Source organism: Mucilaginibacter sp. GW821-FHT07G05, assembly GCF_059418565.1.
In genome coordinates, this window is the sequence record NZ_JBWKQC010000005.1 from 241,343 (window position 1) to 265,777 (window position 24,435).

Sequence of the window (24,435 nt, forward strand, 5' to 3'; positions counted from 1 at the left end):
GTAATCCGTATTGTATTGGTTATAGTGTATTAAAAAACATAGCTGTGTTTTCCCGATGGGGGTATCCCCTTCAGGTAATCAAATAATGCCCAATGCTGATTATAGGTGGTCAGCATCGTTTTACTTTGAAAGGCATGACGTGTTTACATCAGGTAGAATGTAGCTTTTGGGCTTGCTTGTACCGGTGCCGGCATATTAGCCATTTCCATCAGGTTACGTTCTATTGTTTTAGAAAGCGCGGTCATGGGGGTATCTGTCGGCTTATTTTCGAAAGGATCCTGCATTAAAATAGCGGTCCGTTCAATGGCAATGAACAAAACAGGCACCATGGTAGCCAAACATATTTCAATTGCCCAATGGTGGTCATCAAGCCCAAAAGGGAATATAGTAGTTAGCACGTATATTAAAAAGTGGATCAAAACGCTGTAAGAACGCGGGAACACGGTATTCTTAATGCGTTCGCACCTACCCATAGAATCTGTTAACCGCTGAATTGTACTATCCAGCTGTACCTGTTTGTTTGGGTTAAGATCGTAGCGGTCGCTCAATAAGGCCAGTTGTTCCGCATGTTTTGAAAGCAATAAATTGGGTCTGTTATCACTATCGGCACCAAGTTGCTGCATATATTCTTCAACTTTTTGTGTAGCCGGACATTTCCTTAACCCCTCTGCCAGGGCAAAACACCAAACTGACTGCCTTACCGCGAAATCTTTAATATAACCTGCCTTTTGATCGTCATTTGGCAGAAACTGTACTAACTGCCTGATCAGCGTGCGACTATCATTAACAATAGCCCCCCAAACAACGCGGGCTTCCCACCACCGTTCGTATGATTGCGAAGTACGAAAAGCTAACAGCAGAGATAACAGCGTTCCAATCATGGCGGAAACGCTTAGTGGAATAGAGAGTTCCTTAAAAAATGTAAGGTAATCCATTGCCCCTACTAAACAGGCGTATAAAAACACGGCCAACACATCCCACTTTATTAATTTTAAGAAATAGACAATGGAAATTTGTTTAGCAAGCAGCATAGTATCAAATTTTATAAGGGTTAATCCGGCATTCTAAATATATGCCAAAACGATAGTGAAACAACAAGTGTATCAGAAAGTTTTACCCTTCAGTAAAAGACCGCATTAACAGCAATTGATTGATCATAGCATAACTAATGTTCGGAAAACACCGTCAATTACCTTTGCCATTCTAAATATATCTAAAGTCTCCATCGTATCGGTAAGTTGATGATAGTTCTTGTTTCTGTAAAAAGAGGTATCAGTGATCATTAACGCGCTAAAACCGAACTTCCAGTAATTAAGATGGTCTGAAAAGTCAATCCCCGGCAATGACGGCGGACCGCTGAACTTTTTGGTTAAAATAGTTTTGGATGACTTGAACGTTTTGCAAAATTCATTAACGAATTTTCCTGCTCCAAACTTCTTAACCAGCGTTATATAGTTTCCCTTACTACCATAAAATAGGGAGAGCGGACCCAAAGGATAACTTTGCGACTTTTTTTCATCCTTGAAATAACCTATCATTTCCAACGAGATCATGCCATAGACGGCGACACCGCTATCGGCAAGTGATTTTGCATGGATGTAGCTGCCCATATATTCGGTACGAAAGTACGGAGGTTCCTCCAGTGTATACGCTACCAGATCAATACGGTGATTCAGTTTTTGCCCTTTTAAAAGCCGGGCCAGCTCCAATAAACCAACTACGCCGCTGGCATTGTCATCCGCGCCTTCCTGATTACCGCAAACATCGTAATGCGCACCTACAATTATTCTCTTTTGATGGTTGGTACCGAAGGAACAGATCACATTTTTGTAGGTCTTTCCATCTACTGTGTACTCTTGCAGGTTAACACTATCTGCGTATTGCTCAAATATCGTTTTAATATACGCGGCCGTACTGTTAAGCTGATCAATATTTTTATGCGTACGGTATTGCCCGGTTTTTGAAATGGCTTTTAAGTGCGATCTTATTATTGCCGTATCCACCGTTGAAGCCGCAAAACAACCATACGTTACGAGCGTAAACCATAAGACAGATACGATCTTTTTTATCCTCATCAAATTAGCTAATAAATTGCAAGCGAAGAATCCGGCCATGTATATTGAACACAGCCTGTTGCAATTTACGCAATTACATTACAAATAGTTTAAGCTGATAGAACCGAAAATTGGGGCAGGCTAAGGGTTAATATTGGCTATCATTCGAAACAGATCAGGCTTATAGGAATTCCTTGTACGTTCTACATAACCCAGTAAGGTAAGGAAGTTTAAATACTTGTATACTGTGGCTATTGAAAAAGCATTGCCACGCTTATGGAGCTTTGCCCAAAGATCATCGGCGCTGATGTAATCATTGAATGATTTAAGCTCTTTATATACTTTTACTATCCGCTCGGCAATAAAGCTGTGCTTACTATGTGCTTTGATTAACCCTTCTTTTAGCAGACCAGTTAAAATTTCATTTTTCAGATCTTGCTTGCTGCCTGCTTTTGAAACCGTGTTTTTCATTTATTTGTGATAGAGGTTGCAAAGGGCATCAATACAAAGGACAATATGTTTGGGCTTGAATAGCGACGATTTTTAGCGGGATAATATCAAATGACATAAAATGAAACCAATTTTGCAGACTAAATTCGTTTTCAATTCTGTAGGAAATCTGTGTTTTCTATTAATTTTCAATTTTTCCTGATGAAATCGAAGTTGACGATGGTTCCATGTTGATCGCTTAACACTTTAGTTATTTACATAAACAGCAGGTACACCCGGTAAAGTCACAGTGCAGGCCATTTTTTGTCATTTCGAACGAGGTACGAGGAGAAATCTTCTTCATCAAGCAAATCGAAAATATGCAGGGCGAAGAAGATCTCTCACTTCATTTCGAGATGACACGTAGTTTTCCCAAAGCTCACAGAAAATGGGGGCGCTACAGCTCTTTTTGAACTGATACCGTTACCGGCCCAAGCAAACCACTGTTCCGCAAGGGGACTTCTTTTGGTGGCCCTGCTATTGTCCAGGTTTTTCGCTGATCTTCGGGCTGCCCGGCATCATATACTAACCTGTTGAACCAGGTACCAGTAGTTTCTATTTTCAATGCATTACTGCCGGCAACAACCGCGTTGCTTATATCTACCTGGTAAGGCGCGCACCATACTGTACCTACCTCTTTTCCGTTAAGCGTTACCTTGGCTATCATGCTTACCGTACCCAGGTTAAGTAAATAACGCGTATCCGGCTGAGCCTTATCAACAGTGAAAGTCGTAGTGTAAGTAGCCGTACCCGAAAAAGCTTTTGCTTCGGCAGGCATATCCAGGTCCTTCCACGGTTTAAGTTCGTTGATCTGCATAGTCTTCGGCGCGCCCCATCCTTCGGGGAAAGCAAGATTCCACGGAGTGGTAAGGTTAATCACCGAAGCCACCTGCAATGTTTTGATAGGCCCGCCTGTTTTTTTGTTATGATTAAATACCACAAAGCACGAGCCTGCCTGCGGCAAATTGAATTGCAGTGATGTACGGTTGCCATTGGTTGTGCCTGCTACAGGCGTTACCTTACCTGTAACCGGATCCCAAATTTCGATATTACCGGTATTCCTAAAATCAAGAGTGCCATTGAACGGGCCGCCTTTGGCCGCGGTAACAAAATACCAGTCGGCACCATTGGCGCGGCGGTGTGTCCAAAGCGCGTTGCCGCCGGTAACATCAGGGGCTATTTGGAGTTTTGTTAAGGCATCATTTAAACTGATACCCGATAATAAAACACCTTTACCAAGTTTGCGCATACCGGTTGTTGCTGTATTGCCCCAAATGTTTTTCACAGCTGCATTAAAACGCAGCTGCGCGTTAGTACCGCCGCTAAGCGTAACCAATTCTTTTGGCGCGTTGCCAATAACCGTAGCCCCGGCACGGATCAGCGCATTTAGCTTTTCAAGAGTTTGAGGCAGCATGTGCGTGGTTTCGGGCAGCCACAATACCCGGTATTGTATCCCTTCGGGAGTAACTAACATGCCGTTATCTATCGTTAGCCTGTGCAGCAAAACATCGGGGTTACAGTAATCATATTTAAACCCTTCGGGAAATGGCGCGTTTTGATCGGGCTTGTGGCCTATCTCGTCGCCCAGGTACCAAAGTACATCCGATACGGGTTTGCCCCTCTCCTGCATATAGCTGCACCGGGCAAAGTAACCGTTTAGCTGCGGCATATGTTGCCACCAGGTTTGCTGCCTCAAAAATGGCGTACCAATGTTGGAGCCGAAGGAAGTTCCGGGTTTCAGCGAATCGGCTTTGGGATTGTGCGTGTACGTATGGTATACCAAATGCGTTACGCCTTCAACCATATTGAGGTTAGCCACTTCTTTAAGCATGGGCCATTGTTCATCCCACGTAAGCTCGAAAGAGGTAAACGCTTCGGCCCCTAAGCGTGGTTTGCCATACAGGCGCGCTGCCGATGCCGCCGGTTTTATCGGCTTAAAATTTAATGAACCCACAAAATAGTTGTTAAACGGCTGCCAGAATTCGCACATCGGTACATCGGCAAATTTGTAATACTCTAAAATATCAGCCGGAAAAACATCCCCTGCTGCTGTTTCGTAAGATACCGCTAAGTTGTTCGCTTTGGCCAGCTGAGCCATGCGTCCATAAAATTTATTGGTGTACAGATCATTAATAGTATACCGCCAGTCGTGCAAAAAGCGGAAGGTGGTTTCCTGGTCTTTTAACACATAACCGAAAATAGCAGGCAGCCACTTGCGCAGCGGGTAGCCCGATACACGGCCGAACTCGGCTTCCATATTGTCTGTCCAGGTTTGTGTTTCACATTCCCAGCTATCCATCAGCATACCTTTTAATAAGCCGCCACCTACTACGCCATTGGCCCCCGAAAGGCGACCGATATAGCCAGCAAAGTGCGCATCGGCACCTGCTTCTGATAGTTTATTACATTCCCAGCCGGTACCTTCCGGCGGAGCCGGACCATTTTGCTTGCCACTGTTAACATGGCCTATGCGCAAAATTGTCCACCGGCCTGCCGGGGCTTTCCATTTCAGGTTGCCATCGGCATCGGTCATTTTAGTGATATCAACTATCTGCGCGGGGTCGATAGACGCGTTTTTCGACTGATCATATTTTACACCGGCTCGGTCAATATTGCGCAGTGTCCACCCGGCTTCGGCCTCCCAATTGTTTTTGCGTGCCGCCGAATAGAAACGGATATAACGAAGCGTCATATCGTGCTTATTTTCTATCCATAGCTTAATGCTTTTTACGCCCTTGGTTTCCGGGCATGCCAGCGTAACCGGTTGCCCGTCCTGAAAGTTTGCTGCCGGCACATTGGTATTCAGTATCTCTTTTGTTTTGCCGTTTGCCAAAAGTGCCTCTACCCTTATTTTTACACCGGGCTCGTAGTTCCAGGCGTGGCTCATGCTGTTTACACTGGGCAACTCGATGGTACGTATAGTTACGGTGTCGGCAAATGTGGCTTCGGCCAAATAGGGTGCGCCACTTGTAGCCGCTGCAAGCCGTACAGGTTTTTCGGTACTACTGGTTAACACATCGGCCCAGGCGATGTTGCCGCTGCCTTTAGCAGCCTGTGGCATAAGCGGTTTGCCAGAATCGCCCGCAAGTGTAGGGAAAGCAAGTACGGTAACATCTTTATAATCGCGCCAGGGCTCGTTGCTGGGCTGTGGTTTTTCCAGATGAATGCTGATCACTTTGCCGCCGCTTACATCGGTACGACTCCAGGCCAAATGTCGCATGGCATTAGCCGGAGTGATCCATGGCCCGCCCGACATAGCCCAGCCCGGGCAATTTTGCATAGTAAATCGTAAACCTAAACGCTTGCATTCTTCGGCAGCATGGTGTATGGCATCTTCCCATAGCGGACTAAGACAGGCTATTTGGGGCGTAACACCCGGCCATGGTCCGCCAAACTGCCCGTGAAAAAGCTGTATACCCGAGATACCCGAACGCTGAATGGCTTCGAGATCAGCCGTCAGACCTGCTTTAGAAACATTACCGCCAATCAAATGGAACCAGGTTTCGGGATAATATACCTTAGCAGGCGACGCGAAGGCTGTTTTATCGTAATCGCCAAAGCTGCGGCTCAATTCATCATGCGGAGGCACAATAGGTGCAGTTTGAGCCAGCAACGAAAAAGTATTTATAGCTAACAAGGCACATCCGGCCCAAATACGGACGAATAGATTTTTCAGGCTCATTACTTCAGGTTTTTGCCAAAGCTATCATAAATTATTACCTAACCATCCCTATCTGTCCTTATTGTGCAGTATTAAGCACAGGCTGCAATAAATGCAATCAATTTTCAGTAAATGACCGGTAATCCTGTTCGGTATCGATATCAATACTCCCTTCAGGAAATGGAACAATGAGCAGATCATCTGGGTTGGCGGCCGCTATCTTTTTTGCGCCTTCGTTTCCCGTCAGACTGCTTAATTGTTCAAAGTATCGCCTTTCGAAAACCATTGGCACACCAAATGTTCCGCTGTACCCGCTCGCGATAATGCCATGGGCTGATGCCGTTGCCGTTTCATCTAACAGATGTATTTGCTTCCCGGCGAAAGGCTGGTCGCAAACCATAAATAGGGCTTTATTTATGGTTTTATTTTTATGGATATGAACGATGGCTTTTCTTATGGACGAAGCCATCCCTTCATTCCATTCTACGTTATGTAAAATAGTAACCCCAAGCCCGCTAACTGTAGGCTCAACAACATCAATGTTTGCCCCCAGCACTACTACAACATGTTCGGTAATATTTTGCGCATCAGTTATAGCCTGTTGCAGCAATGTTTTTCCGTTTACTGCCAGGTTTTGTTTGGGCCTGCCCATCCTGCTTGATGAACCCGCGGCCAGTATCACTACTGTTATCATCGCTCAGGATAATGCCCTTACAATATGGTTCCGTTCATGAACTACCGTTTTATCTTTTAAAGGTTTGCCGTCGCGTTGCTTTATAACCGCCTGTATTTCGGCAAGTATCGCTAACGCGATCTCTTCGGCATTTTCTGACCCGATATCCAACCCGGCCGGGCCGTGTAAAATTTCAGGATCAAGCAAGAAACGCTCTATACCTTCAAATTCTTCAAGCATCCGGTTGAGGCGCTTTTTGGGGCCTAATACCCCGATGTATAGTAATTGTAGCGGCAACAGGTTTTTCAACAGCGCGTTATCGTAGTTATAATTATGCGTCATCAACATAAACACCGTGCGGGCATCGGGAGTGAGGTGGTTCAACACTTCATCCGGGCGTGCAACAATCCGTTTGTGGGCTAAAGGGAACCGTTCTGTTGTAACATAGTTGGCCCGCCCGTCAACAAGCGTGATGTGCCATCCCAGTACACCGGCCATCTGCACCAGTGGCAGCGCATCGTTTCCGGCACCTGCAATAACCAATGCTATTGCAGGTTCAAGCAGTTCTATAAAACAGGTATACCCGTTTTGGTAGAGGTACTTTTTATTATCGCGGTTACCGTGTTCAAGCACCTGTAACGCGTCGGTCACTATCTCTTCAGCAATAATTTCATCGGCTAATTTGCCGGTGTATTGTCCGTTTTTTTCAATCAGCATGCAGGTACCATACTGTTCCCTTTGCCGGTCGTCCATATTAAATAGGGTGATCAACACGGCAGCATCACGCTTGCTTAAAAAGGAGCGGAATAAATTGATAGGATTGGCCGGATGCTCAGCAATGATCGGTTCTATCAAGATCTGAATAATACCGTTGCAGCCCAGACCTACACCAAGTTTCGCATCGTCCTCATCGGTGGTATCATAGGTAACCAGCATAGTTTTTCGCTCTGCCATTACCAGGCGTGCTTTTCGCAGGGCATCACCTTCCAGGCAGCCGCCGCTGATAGCACCGGTTAGCTGTCCGTCTTCCGTAATCAGCATACGGGCACCGGCCCTGCGATACGAAGAGCCTTCGACATGTACTACTGTGGCCAATGCCGTTTGCTTTCCGGCACTTACCGCAAGTTCGTAAGCTTTTACAATTTCATTGAGCTCTTTCAAATGGTTTAATTTAAACGGTGGCCAAATCAAAAGGCAACTTCCTTATCCGTTTTCCGGTCAGGTCAAATATGGCGTTGGTTAATGCCGGGGCAAATGCCGGTAAACCCGGTTCACCCATGCCGCCTGCGTCTTCGTCATTATCCATAATGTGCACTTCGGTGAGCGGCATATCGGTTATCCTCGGCATTTTATAATCGTAAAAGTTCCGCTGCTCTACCATGCCATCTTTAAAGGTGATCTCATGTACTGTTGCAGCCCCCAAGGCCATCAGCACACTGCCTTCTACCTGCGCTTTAATAATATCGGGGTTTACGTACCAGCCGCAATCAACCACAACCCAAACCTTATCGATGTGAATGCCCCCGGCAGGTTTTTTAGATACTTTAACAATATGCCCAACAGTACTGGCAAAACACTCGGTGATGGCTACGCCATAGCCCTGGTTCTTCTGCCTGCTTTTCCAGCCGGAAACTTCTTCCATCTTGTCAATCAGCTTACGGCTGCGTTCATCTGTCAAATATTGTCTTCTGAAGTCGAGCGGGTCTTTCACGGCTTTATGGGCCAGTTCATCTAAAAAACTTTCGTAGGCAAAACCATTGGTTGATGCATAAACCGAGCGCCAAAAACTGGTTGGTATTGGTGTTTTAAACGGCACATCGGCAAAACTGAGGTTCTTGATGGTATCGTAATAAGGCTTTAAAAAACCTTCCGAAGTGCTGCGGTTCGGCCTGCCATTATCGCCGCCCCGCCAGTGATCATTGTTTTGGCCGGCCATCCGGAACTTAACCGCGCTGATACCGCCGTTCTCTATAACGCCTTCGCAACGGTATGAAATACCGGGACGGTAAGGGCCTTGCGTGGCATCATCCTCCCGCGACCAAACCACCTGCACCGGAGCGCCAATTTCTTTGGAGATCACCGCGGCCTCATGCGGATAATCGGGCATGGCTTTACGGCCGAACCCACCGCCTAAAAAAGTCATGTTAACGATGACATTCTCCTTTGCCAGTCCCATTTTTTTACTCAGGTAATCCTGTATCCAGTTGGGTGCCTGTACAGGCCCCCATATCTCCACCTTATCGCCCTGAAAATGAGCAACGCAGTTTACCGGCTCCATGCAGCTATGCGATTGATAGGGCGTTTCGTAGATCACATCTAACTTATCTTTCGCCTGCGCGATAATACCCGTAGGGTCGCCTTGAGTTTTTAACGACAAGCCCTCGCTGGTTTGCAATAGTTCGCGCTGACGACTATATATTTCAGGTGTATTTACATGCTCAAAGCCGGTATCGTCCCACTCTACACGTAACGCTTTTTTACCCTGCATGGCAGCCCAGGTTGAATTGGCCACAACAGCCACACCTTCGCGGTCGGTTTCCCAAATGCCCATCACCACCTTAAACACATGGCTCACACCCGGAACTTTTAAGGCAGCCGAAGCATCAAAACTTTTAACCTTACCACGCAGGCGCGGGTTGCGCTCCACAGCGGCAAAATGCAGGTTAGGGATCCGCTTATCGATTCCGAAGATGGCTTCACCATTGGTTTTCAAGGGTGAATCGCGGCGGTGAAGCGGCTTTCCGATCACCTTATAGGCCGAGCGGGGTTTGATTTTGATATCCTTTGGCGCGGCTATTTTAGAAGCCTCCACTACCAGTTCGCCGTAATGAAATTTCTTACCGGATGTGTTATGAATCACATGCCCTAATTCGGCATGGCACTCGGTTGCCGGTACATTCCAGCGGGCAGCAGCGGCCATTATCAAAACCTCACGCGCGGTAGCACTTAGTTTTAACAGGTTTTTATAACTACCCCTGATAGTTGAACTACCACCGGTAAGCTGGCTGCCGTATTTTTTTTCATCGCCCTGCGCAAATTTAATATCTACGCCATACAGGTCTACCTCAAGTTCTTCGGCTATAATCTGCGCCACAGAATGGTATACGCCCTGCCCCATCTCCGAGCGGTGACTAATGAGTGTTACCTTACCATCGGTATTGATAATGATCCAGGCCGCCAGTTCAATACTTTCGTCCCCTGCAACTTCTTGTGTCGCATTAATCACTTTCGCTTCTGCATTGCCCGACATGTACAAGCCCAGGCAAAGAGCGGTACTGCCCAAGCCCGCTATCCTGAGAAAACTTCTCCTCGAAAGACTCTCAACTTCTTCAGATACTGACATATTTTATTTTTTAAGCATCAATTGAACTTTAAACTTATTTTTTTGGCGCATAAGCCCCCGTGTTTAACCAGGTTAGCCAGGCTTTTTTGAAAGCGGCATGGCTCATCGGAGGTTGTTTACGCCCCTCGCCCGGGTTCCAGCCGGATAGTACCAGGCCGTCATCGGCATGCTCTATCAGCTTCTTCAAATCTTTATGCCCGTTGCGTTTCGGGTCGATTAGCTGCTGGGCTAACTGGCGCGGCGTTTTGCCCTGGAAAACCATTTTCATATCAGCAGGCGGCAAATGCCAGTTGGGGTTGCCCGGAGGGGTGTGTAATCCGGGTGTGTTAGTTGGCTGATGGCAGTTAGCACATTTCATGGCGTAAATCCCTTTGCCATCAACACCCCTTTTTGGCGACATGGTGTGCAAGTGGCTATCGTCACCCTGTAACGGCACATCGCCGGATGGGTGGCAGTTCATGCAGCGGGGGCTCATCAACACCGAATAAACCTGCTTAAATGCTTTTACAGATGCTACGCTGTCTTTCTTCACCACCGTCAAAGGCGATTCTGTGATACGCTCCTTTTTATAATTATCGCTGTTGACGGTAAACGCCATAATGCCAACCATAGTTAGCAATACCGTAATTACAGCCAGTGCCTTTACCGGAATTTTTATTTGCTGTTTCATTTACTGGCGCTCTCCTTCCTCTGCAATTCGGCAGCTAAGTGGATAGCTTTGCGGATGCGCTGATATGTACCGCAACGACAAATATTACCCGCCATGGCCGAATCGATATCAGCATCGTTAGGGTTTGGATTTTCGCGCAGCAATACCGCAGCAGACATGATCTGCCCGGAATGGCAGTAACCGCATTGCGGCACATCTGCCTCGTTCCAGGCAATTTGAGCAGGGTGATTATTGTTCTGCGACAGCCCTTCAATGGTTACTACTTTTTGTCCTTCGGCGCGGCTCACCTTAGTTACACATGACCGTACCGCTTCGCCGTTCACATGCACGGTACAGGCACCGCATTGGGCTACGCCGCAACCGTACTTAGTGCCGGTAAGGCCTATAATGTCGCGAATAACCCACAACAATGGCATGTTGGGATCGGCATCGACATTGTAGACTTTTTCATTAACATTTAGTGAAATCATATTTTTATGCTTTGGTGGTTCTGTTTGCTTAATGTTAATTCTTATTTATGTTATGTGATATTTAGAACGGATTCAACCGGAACCTGTTCGTGCCAAATATTAATTTAAAGAACGGTACTCATTAGGCGTGTGCCCAACCCGCTTTTTAAAAACCCGTGTAAAATGCTGAGGGTATTTAAACCCCAGTTCTAAAGCAATTTGATTGATAGACTTGCTTTCGTCAAAAACTTTCTCTTTGGCCACATCTATCAACTTGGCTTGTATATACTCCTGAGCCGATTTGCCTGTTTCCTTCTTAATCAGATCGCCAAAGTAATTGGCAGATAAATTCAATTGTTCCGCGCAATAGTTAACAGATGGCAATCCAATGGTCTGCGGTTTATCCGACTCAAAATATTTGTTCAGTAAATTCTCAAACCGCTCTAAAACGCCCTGCAATACATGATCGCGGGTGATGAACTGCCTTTCATAGAAACGAACACTGTAATCTAAAAAAAGTTCGATGTTGGATACAATGAGGCCTTTGCTATGCTTATCGATACCGCGGTCCAGTTCATACTCGATCTTGGCGAGGCAGTCCAGAACGATACTCCTCTCCCGTTCAGATAAGTGTAACGCCTCGTTTGACTGGTAACCGAAAAAAGAATATTCCTGAATACGGCGACCAAGCGATGTACCATGTATCAGGTCGGGGTGAAATACAAGCGCGTAACCTTTGGGTTGATAGTAATCGCCATTGCCTCTTACACCTGCTACCTGGCCGGGTGCCATCATTACCAAAGTCCCTTCCTGGTAATCATACACGTTTCTGCCATATACAAGATCGCCGCACTTAACATCCTTTAAAAAAACCACATAAAAGCCAAAGTACATTTGCGAACCTTGTCTTGGGTCGGCCTTTGAAAGATCGACCACACTTACCAATGGGTGTTTGGTTTCATTATTATTAAACGCGTTGTATTCACTGATGGTGTTAAAGCGGTGCATGGTATCCATAAATCTTCCTTTTAAATCTAATTTACACTAATAAATCACGCGTAGTTAATAAGTACAGCCAAATCAGTAATAATGGTAGAAACATCCGTAATATGTATACTGTTTTAAAAACTCATGGGTATGACCTTTGTATTGTTTAATAAAAGAATAATGCAAACAGTAAAATTAAATAACGGTGTTGAGATGCCTGTTTTAGGTTTCGGCGTATTCCAGGTGACCGATTTGGCAGAATGTGAAAGAAGTGTAGCGGATGCCATAGCAACCGGTTACAGGCTGATAGATACCGCACAATCATACATGAACGAAGAAGCCGTAGGCAAGGCGATAAAACGGAGCGGCATAGCCAGGGAAGAGCTTTTTGTTACCACCAAACTTTGGATACAATCTGACGGTTATAAAGGAACAAAGAAAGCTTTTGAAGCTTCGTTAAAGAAACTGCAACTGGAATATCTTGACTTGTACCTGATTCACCAGCCTTATGGTGATGTTTACGGTGAATGGCGGGCAATGGAAGAATTGTATAAAGAAGGAAAAGTAAGGGCTATCGGCGTAAGTAATTTTCACCCCGACCGCCTGATCGACCTCATCATTCATAACGAGATAGTTCCGGCTGTTAACCAAATTGAAACGCACCCTTTTCATCAGCAAATTGAAACGCAGCAATTTATGGCAGATAACAACGTACAGATAGAATCGTGGGGGCCATTTGCTGAAGGTAAGAATGATATGTTTAAGAACGGGTTGCTGCAATCTATCGGTGATAAATACGGTAAATCAATTGCCCAGGTAGTACTGCGCTGGCTTACACAAAGAGGAGTTGTCGCCATTCCTAAATCGGTACGTAAAGAACGGATGGCCGAGAACCTGAACAGCCTTGATTTTGAACTGACCAGCGAAGAGATGGAGAAAATTAAAACGCTTGATACCAATGCCAGCAGCTTTTTTGATCACCGCGATCCGGTGATGGTGAAATGGCTTGGCGAACGAAAATTAAACAGTTAAACATCAAACACTATGAAAATTCACCGTATTGGCTTACGTCCTTCGGGAAAAGGGCCTGCCGAATATTTTACAGGCACTGTAAGAATTGACCCGTTGAACGAACCGCCTGCACCCGCACGGGTAGCCATGGCATTGGTCACCTTTGAACCGGGCGCCCGCACAGCCTGGCATACGCACCCGTACGGGCAAACACTCATTGTTACAGCCGGAGCAGGTTGGGTACAGCGTGAAGGTGACAGCAAAGAAAATATATTCCCCGGCGACGTGGTTTATTTTGAACCGAATGAAAAACACTGGCACGGCGCAACGGCTACCACCGCCATGAGCCATATTGCCGTACAGGAAAAAGAAAATGGCTCCCCTGTAGATTGGATGGAGCAGGTTACTGATGAACAATACAACAGTTAAACATTAAAACATGAACAAGAGACGATTAGGAAATAGCGGACTGGAAGTATCAGCATTGGGTTTAGGTTGTATGGGCTTGAGCTTTGGTTACGGACCGGCTACCGAAAAACAAGATGCCATTAAACTGATAAGGGCGGCGTTTGAGCGCGGCATTACTTTTTTTGATACTGCCGAAGCTTACGGACCATTTACCAATGAAGAGCTATTAGGAGAGGCTTTGGAGCCGTTTCGTAACGAGGTAGTGATAGCTACTAAGTTTGGGTTTAAAGAGGGCAAAACGCCGCTTGGTACAGACAGCCGCCCGGAGCGCATACGTGAGGTTGCAGAAGCAGCATTAAAGCGATTGAGAACAGATCGCATAGACCTATTCTATCAGCACCGTGTTGATCCTAACGTACCGATAGAAGATGTAGCAGGCACGGTTAAAGACCTCATAAGTGAAGGAAAAGTGAAACACTTCGGCCTTTCAGAAGCCGGTGCAGGCTCAATCCGTAAAGCGCACGCAGTACAACCGGTAGCCGCATTACAAAGTGAATACTCTTTGTGGTGGAGAGAGCCCGAACAGGATATACTGCCTACACTGGAAGAGCTGGGCATCGGGTTTGTACCTTTCAGTCCGTTAGGTAAGGGGTTTTTAACCGGAGCCATAAATGAAGATACCAAGTTCGACAGTTCAGATTTCCGCAATACCGTTCCGCGTTTTTCTGAAGAGAACCGGAAAGCCAACCAGGCATTAGTGGATGTACTTGGGCAAATTGCCGCTGATAAAAACGCTACACCCGCGCAAATAGCGCTGGCCTGGTTGCTTTCGCAAAAACCGTGGATAGTACCAATACCGGGCACAACAAAACTGCACCGGCTGGAAGAAAACGCGGGCGCTGCCGATGTTCAGCTATCTGAGCAAGACCTGAAACAGATCAGAGACGGACTGGCTCATATCGAAATTCAGGGCCATCGTTACTCTGAACAAGCACAAAAAATGATCAACCGTTAATCCGGATGGGCTATACCATCGTGTTAATAATTCCCCAACGTATACCTTAAATCAATGTTATGAAAAAAGCAATTATCGGAATGTTCCTGTGCATAGTTTGCGCTCAAATATCTTATGCCCAGGCTAAGTTACCTACAGCCTCAACAACAAGCACAAACAAAGAAGAGCAGGAAATACTCAACCTCTCTAAAACGAAATGGACATGGATGGCAGATAAGAATGTAGATTCATTAAGCGGACTGTTTGCCGAAAATTGTGTATTTGTCCACATGGGCGGCAGCTGGGGGAAAACGCAGGAACTGAACACGATAAAAGGTGGCTTCATCTGGTATAAAAAAGCGGAAGTTTACGGCGCATCGGTAAACATGTTCGGTAATACTGCCATTCTGCTAAATGACATTGATTTGCTGGCGGTAGTGGGCGGTAACGAGGTTGTGCATGCCTTTATGGTAACAGAAGTCTACCTTAAAGAAAACGGCAAATGGAAAATGGGCTCCCTCACCTTTTCAACATTGACCCGGCCGGTTAAAATGAAAACTAACATCCCTCAAACTCCGCAACATTAACGTTAAAATTTGCTGAGTAATAATGAAAATCGAGCGTGACAATTACGCCCAAACATACAGCTTACTTAAGTTATCATTGAAACCATTATGAAAAGAAAAGCAGCTTGTTATCTACTCATAACGATGGCGTTTAGTATCATAGCAGGATACTCAAAAGCTCAACCATTACTTACCCCGCAAAAAAACGTGCTGATCGTTTATTTAAGCAGAACCAAAAACACGCAGGTAATCGCACAGATTATTCAAAAAGAGGTTGGCGGTAAGCTGGTGGCTTTGGAATTGGTTAAGCCTTACCCCGAAAATTACCAGGCCATTGTAGCACAGGTAGCCCATGAAAATGAAACAGGTTTTTCCCCGCCATTAAAAACAAAGATCGATAGCATAGAAAAATATGATATAATATTTGTTGGTTTTCCAACCTGGGGAATGCAGCTGCCGCCGCCAATGAAAAGCTTTTTAAAGCAATATAACCTCAGTGGCAAAACAGTTATTCCTTTTAATACCAATGCAGGCTATGGAGTTGGCAGTAGTTTTGAAACCGTAAAACAGCTTTGCCCAAATAGCACCGTGCTTGATGGCTATACCACAAAAGGTGGCGTAGAAAGAGATGGTATTCTCCTCGCAATTAATGGCGCTAAAGAAAAACAGGCACAGGAAGAGGTTAAAACATGGTTAAAAAAGTTAAAAATTATTAAGTAATGAACACCATCATAAAAACAATCGTTTCCATTTGCCTGGCATTGGCTGTAAACATGGGGTCAATAGTATATGGCCAGCAGATAAATGAAGGCGAACTACAGTTATCGCCCAAACAGGAAGCCATCGTTACAATTTCCGCATACGCCGCCAAAGGCGATCAGGTTGGTTTGAAAGCAGCCTTGGCTAAGGGGCTTGACGAAGGATTGGCCGTTAACGAGATCAAGGAAATTTTGGTACAGTTATACGCTTATGCAGGTTTTCCAAGAAGCCTGAACGCCATAAGTACCTTTCAAACCGTTGTTAACGACCGGAAGCTATCAGGCAAAACCGATATAACAGGTAAGGTGCCTGCAAAAATAAACTACAATGGCAATAAATACCGGTTTGGCAAAGATGTGCAGGCGAAACTTACCGGGAGGTCGGCCAACTCTACGCAGGAGTTTGTTCCGGTAATTGATACCTTTTTAAAGGAACATCTGTTCGGCGATATTTTTGGGAGGGATAATATTGACTATCAAAGCCGCGAAATAGCAACCATTTCAATATTGGCCACAATAGGCGGCGCCGAAAACCAGCTTCGGAGTCATTTAGGTGTGGGGCGACATACTGGTTTAACTGAAAGCCAGTTGCGGGGCATAGCTACCCAATTGTCAACCGTTATCAGTTTGGATGCCGGGCATGCTGCTACACGTTTCATCGATGCCATGTTTGGTACCGTGAAAACAGACATGGTATCTTCCACACAAACTAAAATTCATGAGCCTACTTTTTCAAAGGGAAATAAAGTTTCGGGCAATAATTTTGCGGGTGAGGTATGGGTAAATATGCTAACGAGCGTTGATACCGCCACCAGCACCTCAGTCGGTAATGTAACTTTCGCTCCCAAAGCACGCTCAAACTGGCACAAACATCCATCAGGACAAATACTATTAATTACAGATGGTACAGGCTATTACCAGGAAAAAGGCCAGCCTGTTCGATTGATCCGCAAAGGTGACGTGATCAAATGCCCGGCTAATGTTGCTCATTGGCACGGCGCATCGCCGGATAGTTCGATGTCGCATATCACCCTGGGCCCCAATAACGGAAAGGGTCCGGTAGTTTGGCTGGAGAAAGTGACAGACGAAGAGTACGCCGGAAATTCAGGTGTCATTGACCACAGCGTTCCAAAATAGTGTAAAGTAGTTTGTTACTACACACTGACCAGTCCAATTTATTAACTTAATAAAATGAGCATGGAATCTGATTACAAAAATCGATGATCTGAAACGCACGGAACGCGCTGGTCAATGCATTTATGAAGTGAAAAATATTGCGAGCCGTTCAAGATTATACGGCAGAAAGCGACTATTATTATTCTACTTGAATATAGATCTTGTATACAGATTGCATCAACTAATTTCATCAGCATAGCCTGCACACTGCCTGATTAAATTAAAAAAACTATCTTACTCCGTAATATCCGGAACAATGCCCAGAAAAACAGCCCCTATACCAGTCAATCAGTTCGGCGACGAAACAGGCTCGGGTTTTAGCATTGAAAAGCTGGCTTTTGAAAACCTTCCTGATCTTGGCGAGTGGCAACAACCGGAGCGCCATGACCGTCATTCTTTTTTCCTCCTTGAAAAAGGAAGCGTAACTATGGAAATCGATTTTGAACGTTATCAGATCCTGTCGCCGGCTGCTATTTATATGCACCCCGATCAGGTACACCGCATTATCGGCTATGATAATGTGACCGTTAGTGCCTGGGCCATTACTAATGAAGTTCTGAAGCCCGATTACATAACCTTGCTTGAAAGCATCAGCCCTGCCGCCCCGATACAACTAAACCCGGAAATATTCGGACTACTGTGCGAATCGGCGGCACTTTGCATTAAAATGGCCGAACGAAAAAAAGACCAACTTTACACATCCCTGCTGCGAGATCATGGCAATGCCCTCGTTGGTTTGATCCTGGCAACCTATGTGGAGCAAACCAAACCGGCAGACAAGCTATCCCGGTCAGAACTTGTAACAAAGGCCTTTCGGGAGCATTTGGAGCAGCATTATACCCGGCTTAAAAGGCCTGTAGAATATGCCGAAAAACTGCATCTATCCGCCGCTTACCTGAACGAATGTGTTAAAAAAACTACCGGGCACCCGGTTTCTCATCATATCCAGCAACGCGTTATTTTAGAAGCTAAACGTTTACTTTACCATTCCAACCAATCGCTTAAAGAGATCGCTGCTGCGTTAGGTTATGATGATTACCCTTATTTCTCCCGGTTGTTCACCAAAGTGGCGGGTGTATCGCCTTTGGTTTTCCGGCATAAAAACCGCGATTAGTGCAATACTTACATTGTTACAGCCTACCCTCTCCTCTGTATTCGCTGTTACTTTGTATCAATGAAAACAGCGAATCACAAAAAAATACTGATATCCGGTGCCAGCTTCGCCGGGCTATGTACCGCTTACTGGATGAACAGGTTAGGGTATCAGGTTACCATAGTTGAAATTGCCGCCGGTCTTAAAAAAGGTGGTACGCCGGTAAATATCCTTGAAAACACTATCGACATAGTAAAACGCATGGGGCTGTTAGATCAGATAGTGGCCAATAAACTAACCATGGAATGCATGTCGTTAAAAAACGCGGACGATATAACAGAACGAATTGATTATCATCAAAAAAATCAAGTTGAGCGTGGTGAAATAGAATATGAAGTAGAACGCGATTTTCTCCTGCATCTTTTGTACGATTCGGTTAAAGACCATACTACGTTCGTTTTCGGCGACAGCATCACCGGCTTGAAGGAAGCAACTAACCATGTAGAGGTCAGCTTTAAAAACGGTTCAACACAGACCTTTGACCTTGTATTCGGCTGTGATGGTATTCATTCTGCCGTAAGGAAGCATTGGTTTGGAGATGAAGCTGAGTTCTCTCATTTTCTTCAAGCCTATTTTTCTATCAGCATTGTAAATAAGCTGCTGATTGCGGAGAACACTACCCAAATGTACAGCGAACCGGGTAAAACGGTAATGCTGAACGCCTACAATAACAAAACTGATATCTGCCTCGCCTTTTCTTCGGAAAAGGAATTTCCTTATGACTACCGTAACGAACAACAGATGCGGGATATCATTTTGAATCAGTTTAAGGGAACCGGCTGGCGAACCCCTGAATTGCTGGAAGAAGTTCAGCAAACCACCGGGTTTTACTTTGATAAGCTCTGCCAGATAAAGATGCCATCCTGGACAAAAGGCAGAGTAGCACTTGTAGGCGATGCCGGGTATTGTCCGTCGCCGGCCGCCGGTCGTGGTGGCTCATTGGCCATAGACGGGGCAGCCGCTCTTGCCGATGCTTTTGAGAAATGTAATGGCGACTATGAATTGGCGTTCGATGAATATAACAAGAGTTTCCGCCCTTTTGTTGAAGAAGTGCAGGCCAGTGTGGTAAATTTCGGCATAGATATGTTGATTCCGAAAACGGAAGAAGTCATTCTTAAAAGATATAAAGATGGGTTTGGTTTTTAAATCCCAGGTAGTGAATAAAATATATGAAGAGGAAAACTCCTTTCAGGGTTTTCCTCTTCATATATTTTAGTTTTGTGGATGTTGTGCTTACAAACAAGCACAAGCAGAAACAACCGTTCAGGAAAGCAATTTTTGCCTCAACAAAAATTCAAGCTGATCATTTGATACTTCCAGTTTTTCGTTGATGTCTTTAAGCTCGGCCTTTTCGAGGTATTTGGCATATGCCGAGTTGATGGTTTCGTCAAGTTCTGCTTCATTCCATGGTTTGGCCAGGTAATGAAATATTTTCCCTTTGTTTACCGCATCTATCACGGCGGTCATGTCGGCATACCCGGTAAGCAGTATCCGCATAGGGTCCGGAAACTGTTGAAGCACTTTTTCTAAAAACTCTACGCCTGTCATTTCCGGCATGCGTTGGTCGGTAATCACAATATCTACGGCTTTTTCGGCAAGTATTTTTAGCGCCTCATCTCCGCTCAACGCGGTTAGTACATTGTATTTGATCCGGAACGTCGCTTTAAAAGAAAAGAGGTTATTCTCCTCATCATCCACATAAAGCACAGTGATCTTCTTTTCTGTCATACGGCATCGTTCATTTTACTTGCTGTAAAGTTAAGCATTGTAAGTTATTTGGTCAGCGTGTCGTCTTATTTTTACCGTATTGTTACTGTAAAGTTGTTTTTTGTACTCATTACCCCGTAGCTTTGCCATAATGGATAATTTTGCAGTTATTTAAGATATCCATTGAACGTTTATTAATGACAGATAAAGGAACAAAACAAGGCCCCAACGTAAGGATCAGGGCATTCAGGGCAATTGACGAACCGGAAACCTGCGAACGGTTTATCACCGGCCATACCCAGGTTTTAACCAGCATTGGTGTTACCAAAGTTACCTCCTCTAAAAACGCCTGGGCTATAAATCCAAATTCATTTGTCATCATCGTTGAATCTTTGGACGGCAGTGAGGTATTCGGCGGCGGAAGAGTGCAGGTAGCCGGTGGTACGGAGGCTTTACCCATTGAACAGGCCACAGGTGCAATGGACCCAAGTATTTACGAACTGGTTAAAAAACAGGCGCTTCATGGCACCGGGGAAATATGCGGTTTGTGGAATTCACAAACGCTGGCCGGCTACGGTATAGGCACACCTTTACTGATCAGAACACTGATAGCGATGGCCTCACAACTGGGTATCCGTTCGCTCTTTGCATTGTGCGCGCCGTATACCGTTAAACCTGTAGTGAACTGCGGGATGGAACTGGTTGAAAGCATTGGCAACAGGGGTACCTTTTATTATCCAAAATTGGATTTGATAGCTACCGCGATGATCCTGAAAGATACGAATGACCTGCGTAAGGCACAGCAGGAGGATCGAGAGATGATAGAAAGACTCAGAATTGGCCCCAATAACCTAAGCATAAACGAATTAAAAAATCGGGAAATCAGTATTGATTTTAAAATTCAAATCCCTAAACTTGATCAATGGAATTTAGCCTGGGCCATTGAATCGGCCATAGGGGCTACATCACATTTCGGAGCCGTTATTAACCAAGGATAAACATGAACAATATACCAGATTTTTTGAAGACGTTCAAGGATACAAAGAACGATTATCAACCGCTCCTATTCAGGTTGGGCGATCCTCTTGATAAGCAAAACTTCGATCTGTTGTTCGAAAATCAATCGGTTTATTTTGTTTGCGACGAAATTTACGGGCAGCTTCAGGAACTGGTAAAAAGCAAGAATCCTTCTTTAATGATCAGCGATGAAGAATACCCGGCGTTGATCAATCAGCACCTATCCGGAAAAGACATATCGGAATACGGCGTTTGGGTGTATTACCCCTGGAGCCGCAGGCTGGTGCACCTGTTAGATGAAGACGAATTTATTGAAGTGCGCACCAACCGCAACCGGAATAAGATCACCTCAGAGGAGCAGAACATCCTCAAAACAAAAAAGATCGGTATTGTAGGCTTGTCAGTAGGCCAGTCGATAGCTTTAACTATTGCCATGGAACGTACCTGTGGAGAGCTCAGGCTGGCAGATTTCGATACCGCCGAATTGAGTAACCTTAACCGCATCAGGACAGGCACCCATCATCTGGGTGTGAATAAAACCGTTATAGCGGCAAGGGAGATACTGGAGTTGGATCCATTTTTTAATGTGAAGATCTTCAGCGATGGTTTACAGGAAGATAACATGGATGACTTTTTTCTGGGAGGCGGAAAATTGGATCTTTTCGTGGAGGTTTGCGACGGCCTGGATATTAAAATAATCAGTCGTTATAAAGCCCGTGATTTGCAGATACCGGTAATTATGGATACGAACGACCGGGGCATGCTGGATATTGAGCGTTTTGATTTGGAACCGAATAGGGCCGTATTGCACGGGCTTGCCGATGGTCTTGATCCTGAAAGCATTAAAAACCTCAGCAACCAGGAAAAAATTCCTTATGTGTTGAAAATAGTAGGTGCCGATACGATGTCGGCCCGGCTGAAATCATCTATGCTGGAGATCAGAAAAACCATAAATACCTGGCCGCAGTTAGCATCATCCGTTACACTGGGTGGTGCAGCTACAACCGACGTTAGCAGACGTATCCTGCTTAACCAATTCCACGATTCAGGCAGGTACTATATCGACCTTGATGAAATAATAAGCGATCAATAGCCAACCTAAGGCACCCGCTACCCGTTTAAACCTTGTAATACCTAAAGTTCTGCAATTATGACTAAGTTCTGGCTTTGCCTGTTATTTCTTCCTATGATATGCCTGCACCAGGCAATAGCACAGCAAACCATAGTTTTTAAAGGAGAAAATGAGGTAATCGGAAAACAGGTATCCATTTTAGAAGATAGTACCGGGCGTATGGATCTTAAATTGGTACGCGGCTCATCCAAATTCATTCAATCGCAAACGCAAGTTCCTAATATGCAGCTCAGCACATCGGTGTTTTGGCTGCGGTTTACTATTAAGAACGAAAGCGATGCAAAACAATTACTGCTCAGTTTGGAGTACCCTACCCTCGAAGTATGCGAGTTTTATTATCCGTTGAAAGACGGCTTTGGCATTACCGCGTTGAGCGACAGAAATAGATTTGACCAACGAAAATATAAGCACCAGGATTTCATTTTCGATATCCATATCCCAAAAGACAGCACCGCTACATTCTATCTAAAAGTGAGGAGTAACGAACAGATGGTGTTGCCGCTTGTGTTAGGTACACCACAGCATATAGCCGAAACCAAATTAACACGCGACTTGCTTTGGGGCCTGCTTGTAGGGGTATTGCTGGTGATGATCTTTTACAACACTTTTGTTTTTATTTCTACAAAAGACATTAGTTACCTGTATTATGTGCTTTACGCCTTTTTTATCGCGTTAACGCAAACTTCCCTTTCGGGCTATACCTACCGTTTCCTCTTTCCAAATTCTCCTGCCCTATTTAACATGGGCATTATCGTTTTCAACGCTTTGGGTGGTATCAGCTTTGCGTTGTTTGCGCAGTCATTTTTGGGGATAAAAGAAAAGATGCCGCGAATGGCTAATGTATTTATATTCATTGCCTTGTTATACGCGGCCACCATTGTAGTGCGGTTGATGGGTTACTCCCTCATTAGTTACCGGATGACGGATGTGAGCGCCCTGGTTGTAACGGTAAGCATTTATATCGTAATCATCAGGCTTTCGTTCAAAGGCTACAGGCCCGCAAAATTCTTTTTACTGGCCTGGACGATGTTTTTTACCGGCGTGGTACTGTTTGTAATGCGTAACCTGGGTGTACTGCCTTATAACAGTTATACCAATTACACCATGCCTATAGGTGCTGCGATGGAAGTGATCCTGCTGTCGTTAGCTCTTGCCGACAGGATAAATATACTGAAGGCTGAAAAAGAAAAAACCCAGGCCGAAGTTCTCCGGGTGGTTCAGCACAATGAGCAGATAGTACGGGAGCAAAATGTAGTTTTGGAACTAAAAGTAACCGAACGTACAACCGCTTTAAGCAAAGCGAACCTGGAATTGAACAGCACACTTAAAGACCTGAAGCAAACACAAGCTCAACTGGTAGAAGCCGAAAAAATGGCATCGCTTGGCCAGTTGACCGCGGGTATCGCGCATGAGATCAATAACCCTATCAATTTCGTCACATCAAACGTAAACCCTTTAAAACGGGATATCGATATGATGATGGACGCGTTGATAACCATTGAATCGGTAGGCCTGTCGGACCTGACATCTGCCGAGAAGGAAAAAAAGATCAAGGCCTATAAAGAAGAGCTTGATCTTGATTACTTAACCGAGGAGATCAAACACCTGATCAATGGTATCAACGAAGGCGCGCAACGAACCGCGGAGATCGTGAAAGGGCTGCGCTTTTTTTCGCGGCTGGATGAGGATGATTTTAAGAGCGCGGATATTAACGAGGGCTTGGATTCTACCATATTCTTGGCCAAACACCTGTTGCACAACAAAATAAAGATAGTTAAGGTTTACGGCGAACTGCCTAATGCCGAATGCTACCCGGGTAAATTGAACCAGGCTTTCCTCAATATCATTTCCAACGCCATTTATGCTATTCAAAAAAGATTCGGCGATCAGGATGGCGGTGAAATAACCATCACTACCGCCGTTAATAACGATTATATACAGATAGCTATAAAAGATAACGGAGTGGGAATGGACGCGGCAACACAACAGAAAGTTTTTGAACCGTTTTTCACCACAAAAGAGGTTGGTGAAGGAACCGGTTTGGGCATGTCTATCGTATACAATATTATAAAAAAACACAATGGAAAAATCAGTGTTTCCAGTACTATAGGTGAAGGCACCGAATTTATCCTGGAAATCCCCATTTTTTCTGGACCAGTACCAATAAACCAATAGTTGATAACACTT

General features: G+C 45.1%; 22 protein-coding genes. 11 read left to right on the forward strand and 11 right to left on the reverse strand.

Annotation, left to right across the window (positions count from 1 at the left end; all coding sequences use genetic code 11):
* Positions 1–143: 143 nt before the first annotated feature.
* The 10 genes from AC07NA_RS14745 to AC07NA_RS14790 all read right to left on the reverse strand — a co-directional run bounded on the left by AC07NA_RS14745 (position 144) and on the right by AC07NA_RS14790 (position 12,356).
* A complete protein-coding gene (locus tag AC07NA_RS14745; RefSeq protein WP_494898317.1) occupies positions 144–1,031 on the reverse strand; it encodes a bestrophin family protein in 888 nt (295 codons plus the stop codon).
* A gap of 123 nt (positions 1,032–1,154) precedes the next feature.
* Positions 1,155–2,075, reverse strand: coding sequence for a M28 family peptidase (locus AC07NA_RS14750; protein WP_494898319.1), 921 nt, complete (start codon positions 2,073–2,075; stop codon positions 1,155–1,157).
* A gap of 120 nt (positions 2,076–2,195) precedes the next feature.
* Entirely contained in the window at positions 2,196–2,525 is a 330-nt protein-coding gene (locus AC07NA_RS14755) for a transcriptional repressor (protein WP_494898320.1), read from the reverse strand.
* Between the two features lie 415 nt (positions 2,526–2,940).
* Positions 2,941–6,225 carry a glycosyl hydrolase gene (locus AC07NA_RS14760; RefSeq protein ID WP_494898322.1) on the reverse strand — a complete coding sequence of 1,095 codons (3,285 nt, stop codon included), beginning with the start codon at positions 6,223–6,225 and terminating at the stop codon, positions 2,941–2,943.
* 97 nt (positions 6,226–6,322) lie between these two features.
* A complete protein-coding gene (locus AC07NA_RS14765; RefSeq protein ID WP_494898324.1) occupies positions 6,323–6,898 on the reverse strand; it encodes a nucleotidyltransferase family protein in 576 nt (191 codons plus the stop codon).
* Positions 6,899–6,901: 3 nt separating this feature from the next.
* The gene (locus tag AC07NA_RS14770; protein ID WP_494898325.1) at positions 6,902–8,038 is read right to left on the reverse strand and encodes an XdhC family protein; all 1,137 of its coding nucleotides are present in this window, start codon (positions 8,036–8,038) and stop codon (positions 6,902–6,904) included.
* A 10-nt stretch (positions 8,039–8,048) separates the two neighbouring features.
* On the reverse strand, positions 8,049–10,220 hold the full coding sequence (locus AC07NA_RS14775; RefSeq protein WP_494898327.1) for a xanthine dehydrogenase family protein molybdopterin-binding subunit: 2,172 nt from the start codon (positions 10,218–10,220) through the stop codon (positions 8,049–8,051).
* Positions 10,221–10,254: 34 nt separating this feature from the next.
* On the reverse strand, positions 10,255–10,890 hold the full coding sequence (locus AC07NA_RS14780; protein ID WP_494898329.1) for a cytochrome c family protein: 636 nt from the start codon (positions 10,888–10,890) through the stop codon (positions 10,255–10,257).
* On the reverse strand, positions 10,887–11,360 hold the full coding sequence (locus tag AC07NA_RS14785) for a (2Fe-2S)-binding protein (protein WP_494898330.1): 474 nt from the start codon (positions 11,358–11,360) through the stop codon (positions 10,887–10,889). Before AC07NA_RS14785 ends, AC07NA_RS14780 begins: the two co-directional genes overlap by 4 nt.
* Positions 11,361–11,459: 99 nt before the next feature.
* Positions 11,460–12,356: a helix-turn-helix domain-containing protein gene (locus tag AC07NA_RS14790; protein ID WP_494898331.1), complete on the reverse strand. Its 897-nt coding sequence runs from the start codon at positions 12,354–12,356 to the stop codon at positions 11,460–11,462.
* Between the two features lie 150 nt (positions 12,357–12,506).
* Between AC07NA_RS14790 and AC07NA_RS14795 the strand changes: the two genes are divergently transcribed.
* From AC07NA_RS14795 to AC07NA_RS14830, 8 genes are all read left to right on the forward strand, one after another.
* Entirely contained in the window at positions 12,507–13,358 is an 852-nt protein-coding gene (locus tag AC07NA_RS14795; RefSeq protein ID WP_494898332.1) for an aldo/keto reductase, read from the forward strand.
* A gap of 12 nt (positions 13,359–13,370) precedes the next feature.
* Entirely contained in the window at positions 13,371–13,766 is a 396-nt protein-coding gene (locus AC07NA_RS14800; protein ID WP_494898334.1) for a (R)-mandelonitrile lyase, read from the forward strand.
* Between the two features lie 10 nt (positions 13,767–13,776).
* The gene (locus AC07NA_RS14805) at positions 13,777–14,760 is read left to right on the forward strand and encodes an aldo/keto reductase (RefSeq protein ID WP_494898335.1); all 984 of its coding nucleotides are present in this window, start codon (positions 13,777–13,779) and stop codon (positions 14,758–14,760) included.
* 59 nt (positions 14,761–14,819) lie between these two features.
* Positions 14,820–15,326: a nuclear transport factor 2 family protein gene (locus AC07NA_RS14810; RefSeq protein ID WP_494898336.1), complete on the forward strand. Its 507-nt coding sequence runs from the start codon at positions 14,820–14,822 to the stop codon at positions 15,324–15,326.
* Between the two features lie 123 nt (positions 15,327–15,449).
* Entirely contained in the window at positions 15,450–16,025 is a 576-nt protein-coding gene (locus AC07NA_RS14815; RefSeq protein ID WP_494898337.1) for a flavodoxin family protein, read from the forward strand.
* Positions 16,025–17,200: a carboxymuconolactone decarboxylase family protein gene (locus AC07NA_RS14820; protein ID WP_494898339.1), complete on the forward strand. Its 1,176-nt coding sequence runs from the start codon at positions 16,025–16,027 to the stop codon at positions 17,198–17,200. Before AC07NA_RS14815 ends, AC07NA_RS14820 begins: the two co-directional genes overlap by 1 nt.
* Positions 17,201–17,495: 295 nt before the next feature.
* Positions 17,496–18,353, forward strand: a complete 858-nt coding sequence (locus AC07NA_RS14825) for a helix-turn-helix domain-containing protein (protein WP_494898341.1) — start codon at positions 17,496–17,498, stop codon at positions 18,351–18,353.
* Positions 18,354–18,413: 60 nt separating this feature from the next.
* Complete coding sequence (locus tag AC07NA_RS14830) at positions 18,414–19,538, forward strand: FAD-dependent monooxygenase (protein ID WP_494898343.1); 1,125 nt, start codon at positions 18,414–18,416, stop codon at positions 19,536–19,538.
* Between the two features lie 117 nt (positions 19,539–19,655).
* Here AC07NA_RS14830 and AC07NA_RS14835 read toward each other — a convergent pair whose 3' ends face one another.
* Positions 19,656–20,120: a response regulator gene (locus AC07NA_RS14835; protein WP_494898345.1), complete on the reverse strand. Its 465-nt coding sequence runs from the start codon at positions 20,118–20,120 to the stop codon at positions 19,656–19,658.
* A 176-nt stretch (positions 20,121–20,296) separates the two neighbouring features.
* Between AC07NA_RS14835 and AC07NA_RS14840 the strand changes: the two genes are divergently transcribed.
* The 3 genes from AC07NA_RS14840 to AC07NA_RS14850 are packed head-to-tail and all read left to right on the forward strand — an operon-like array spanning position 20,297 to position 24,423.
* Entirely contained in the window at positions 20,297–21,097 is an 801-nt protein-coding gene (locus AC07NA_RS14840) for a hypothetical protein (RefSeq protein ID WP_494898347.1), read from the forward strand.
* Between the two features lie 2 nt (positions 21,098–21,099).
* Entirely contained in the window at positions 21,100–22,209 is a 1,110-nt protein-coding gene (locus AC07NA_RS14845; protein WP_494898349.1) for an Rv1355c family protein, read from the forward strand.
* A 57-nt stretch (positions 22,210–22,266) separates the two neighbouring features.
* Entirely contained in the window at positions 22,267–24,423 is a 2,157-nt protein-coding gene (locus AC07NA_RS14850; RefSeq protein WP_494898351.1) for a sensor histidine kinase, read from the forward strand.
* Positions 24,424–24,435: the final 12 nt, after the last annotated feature.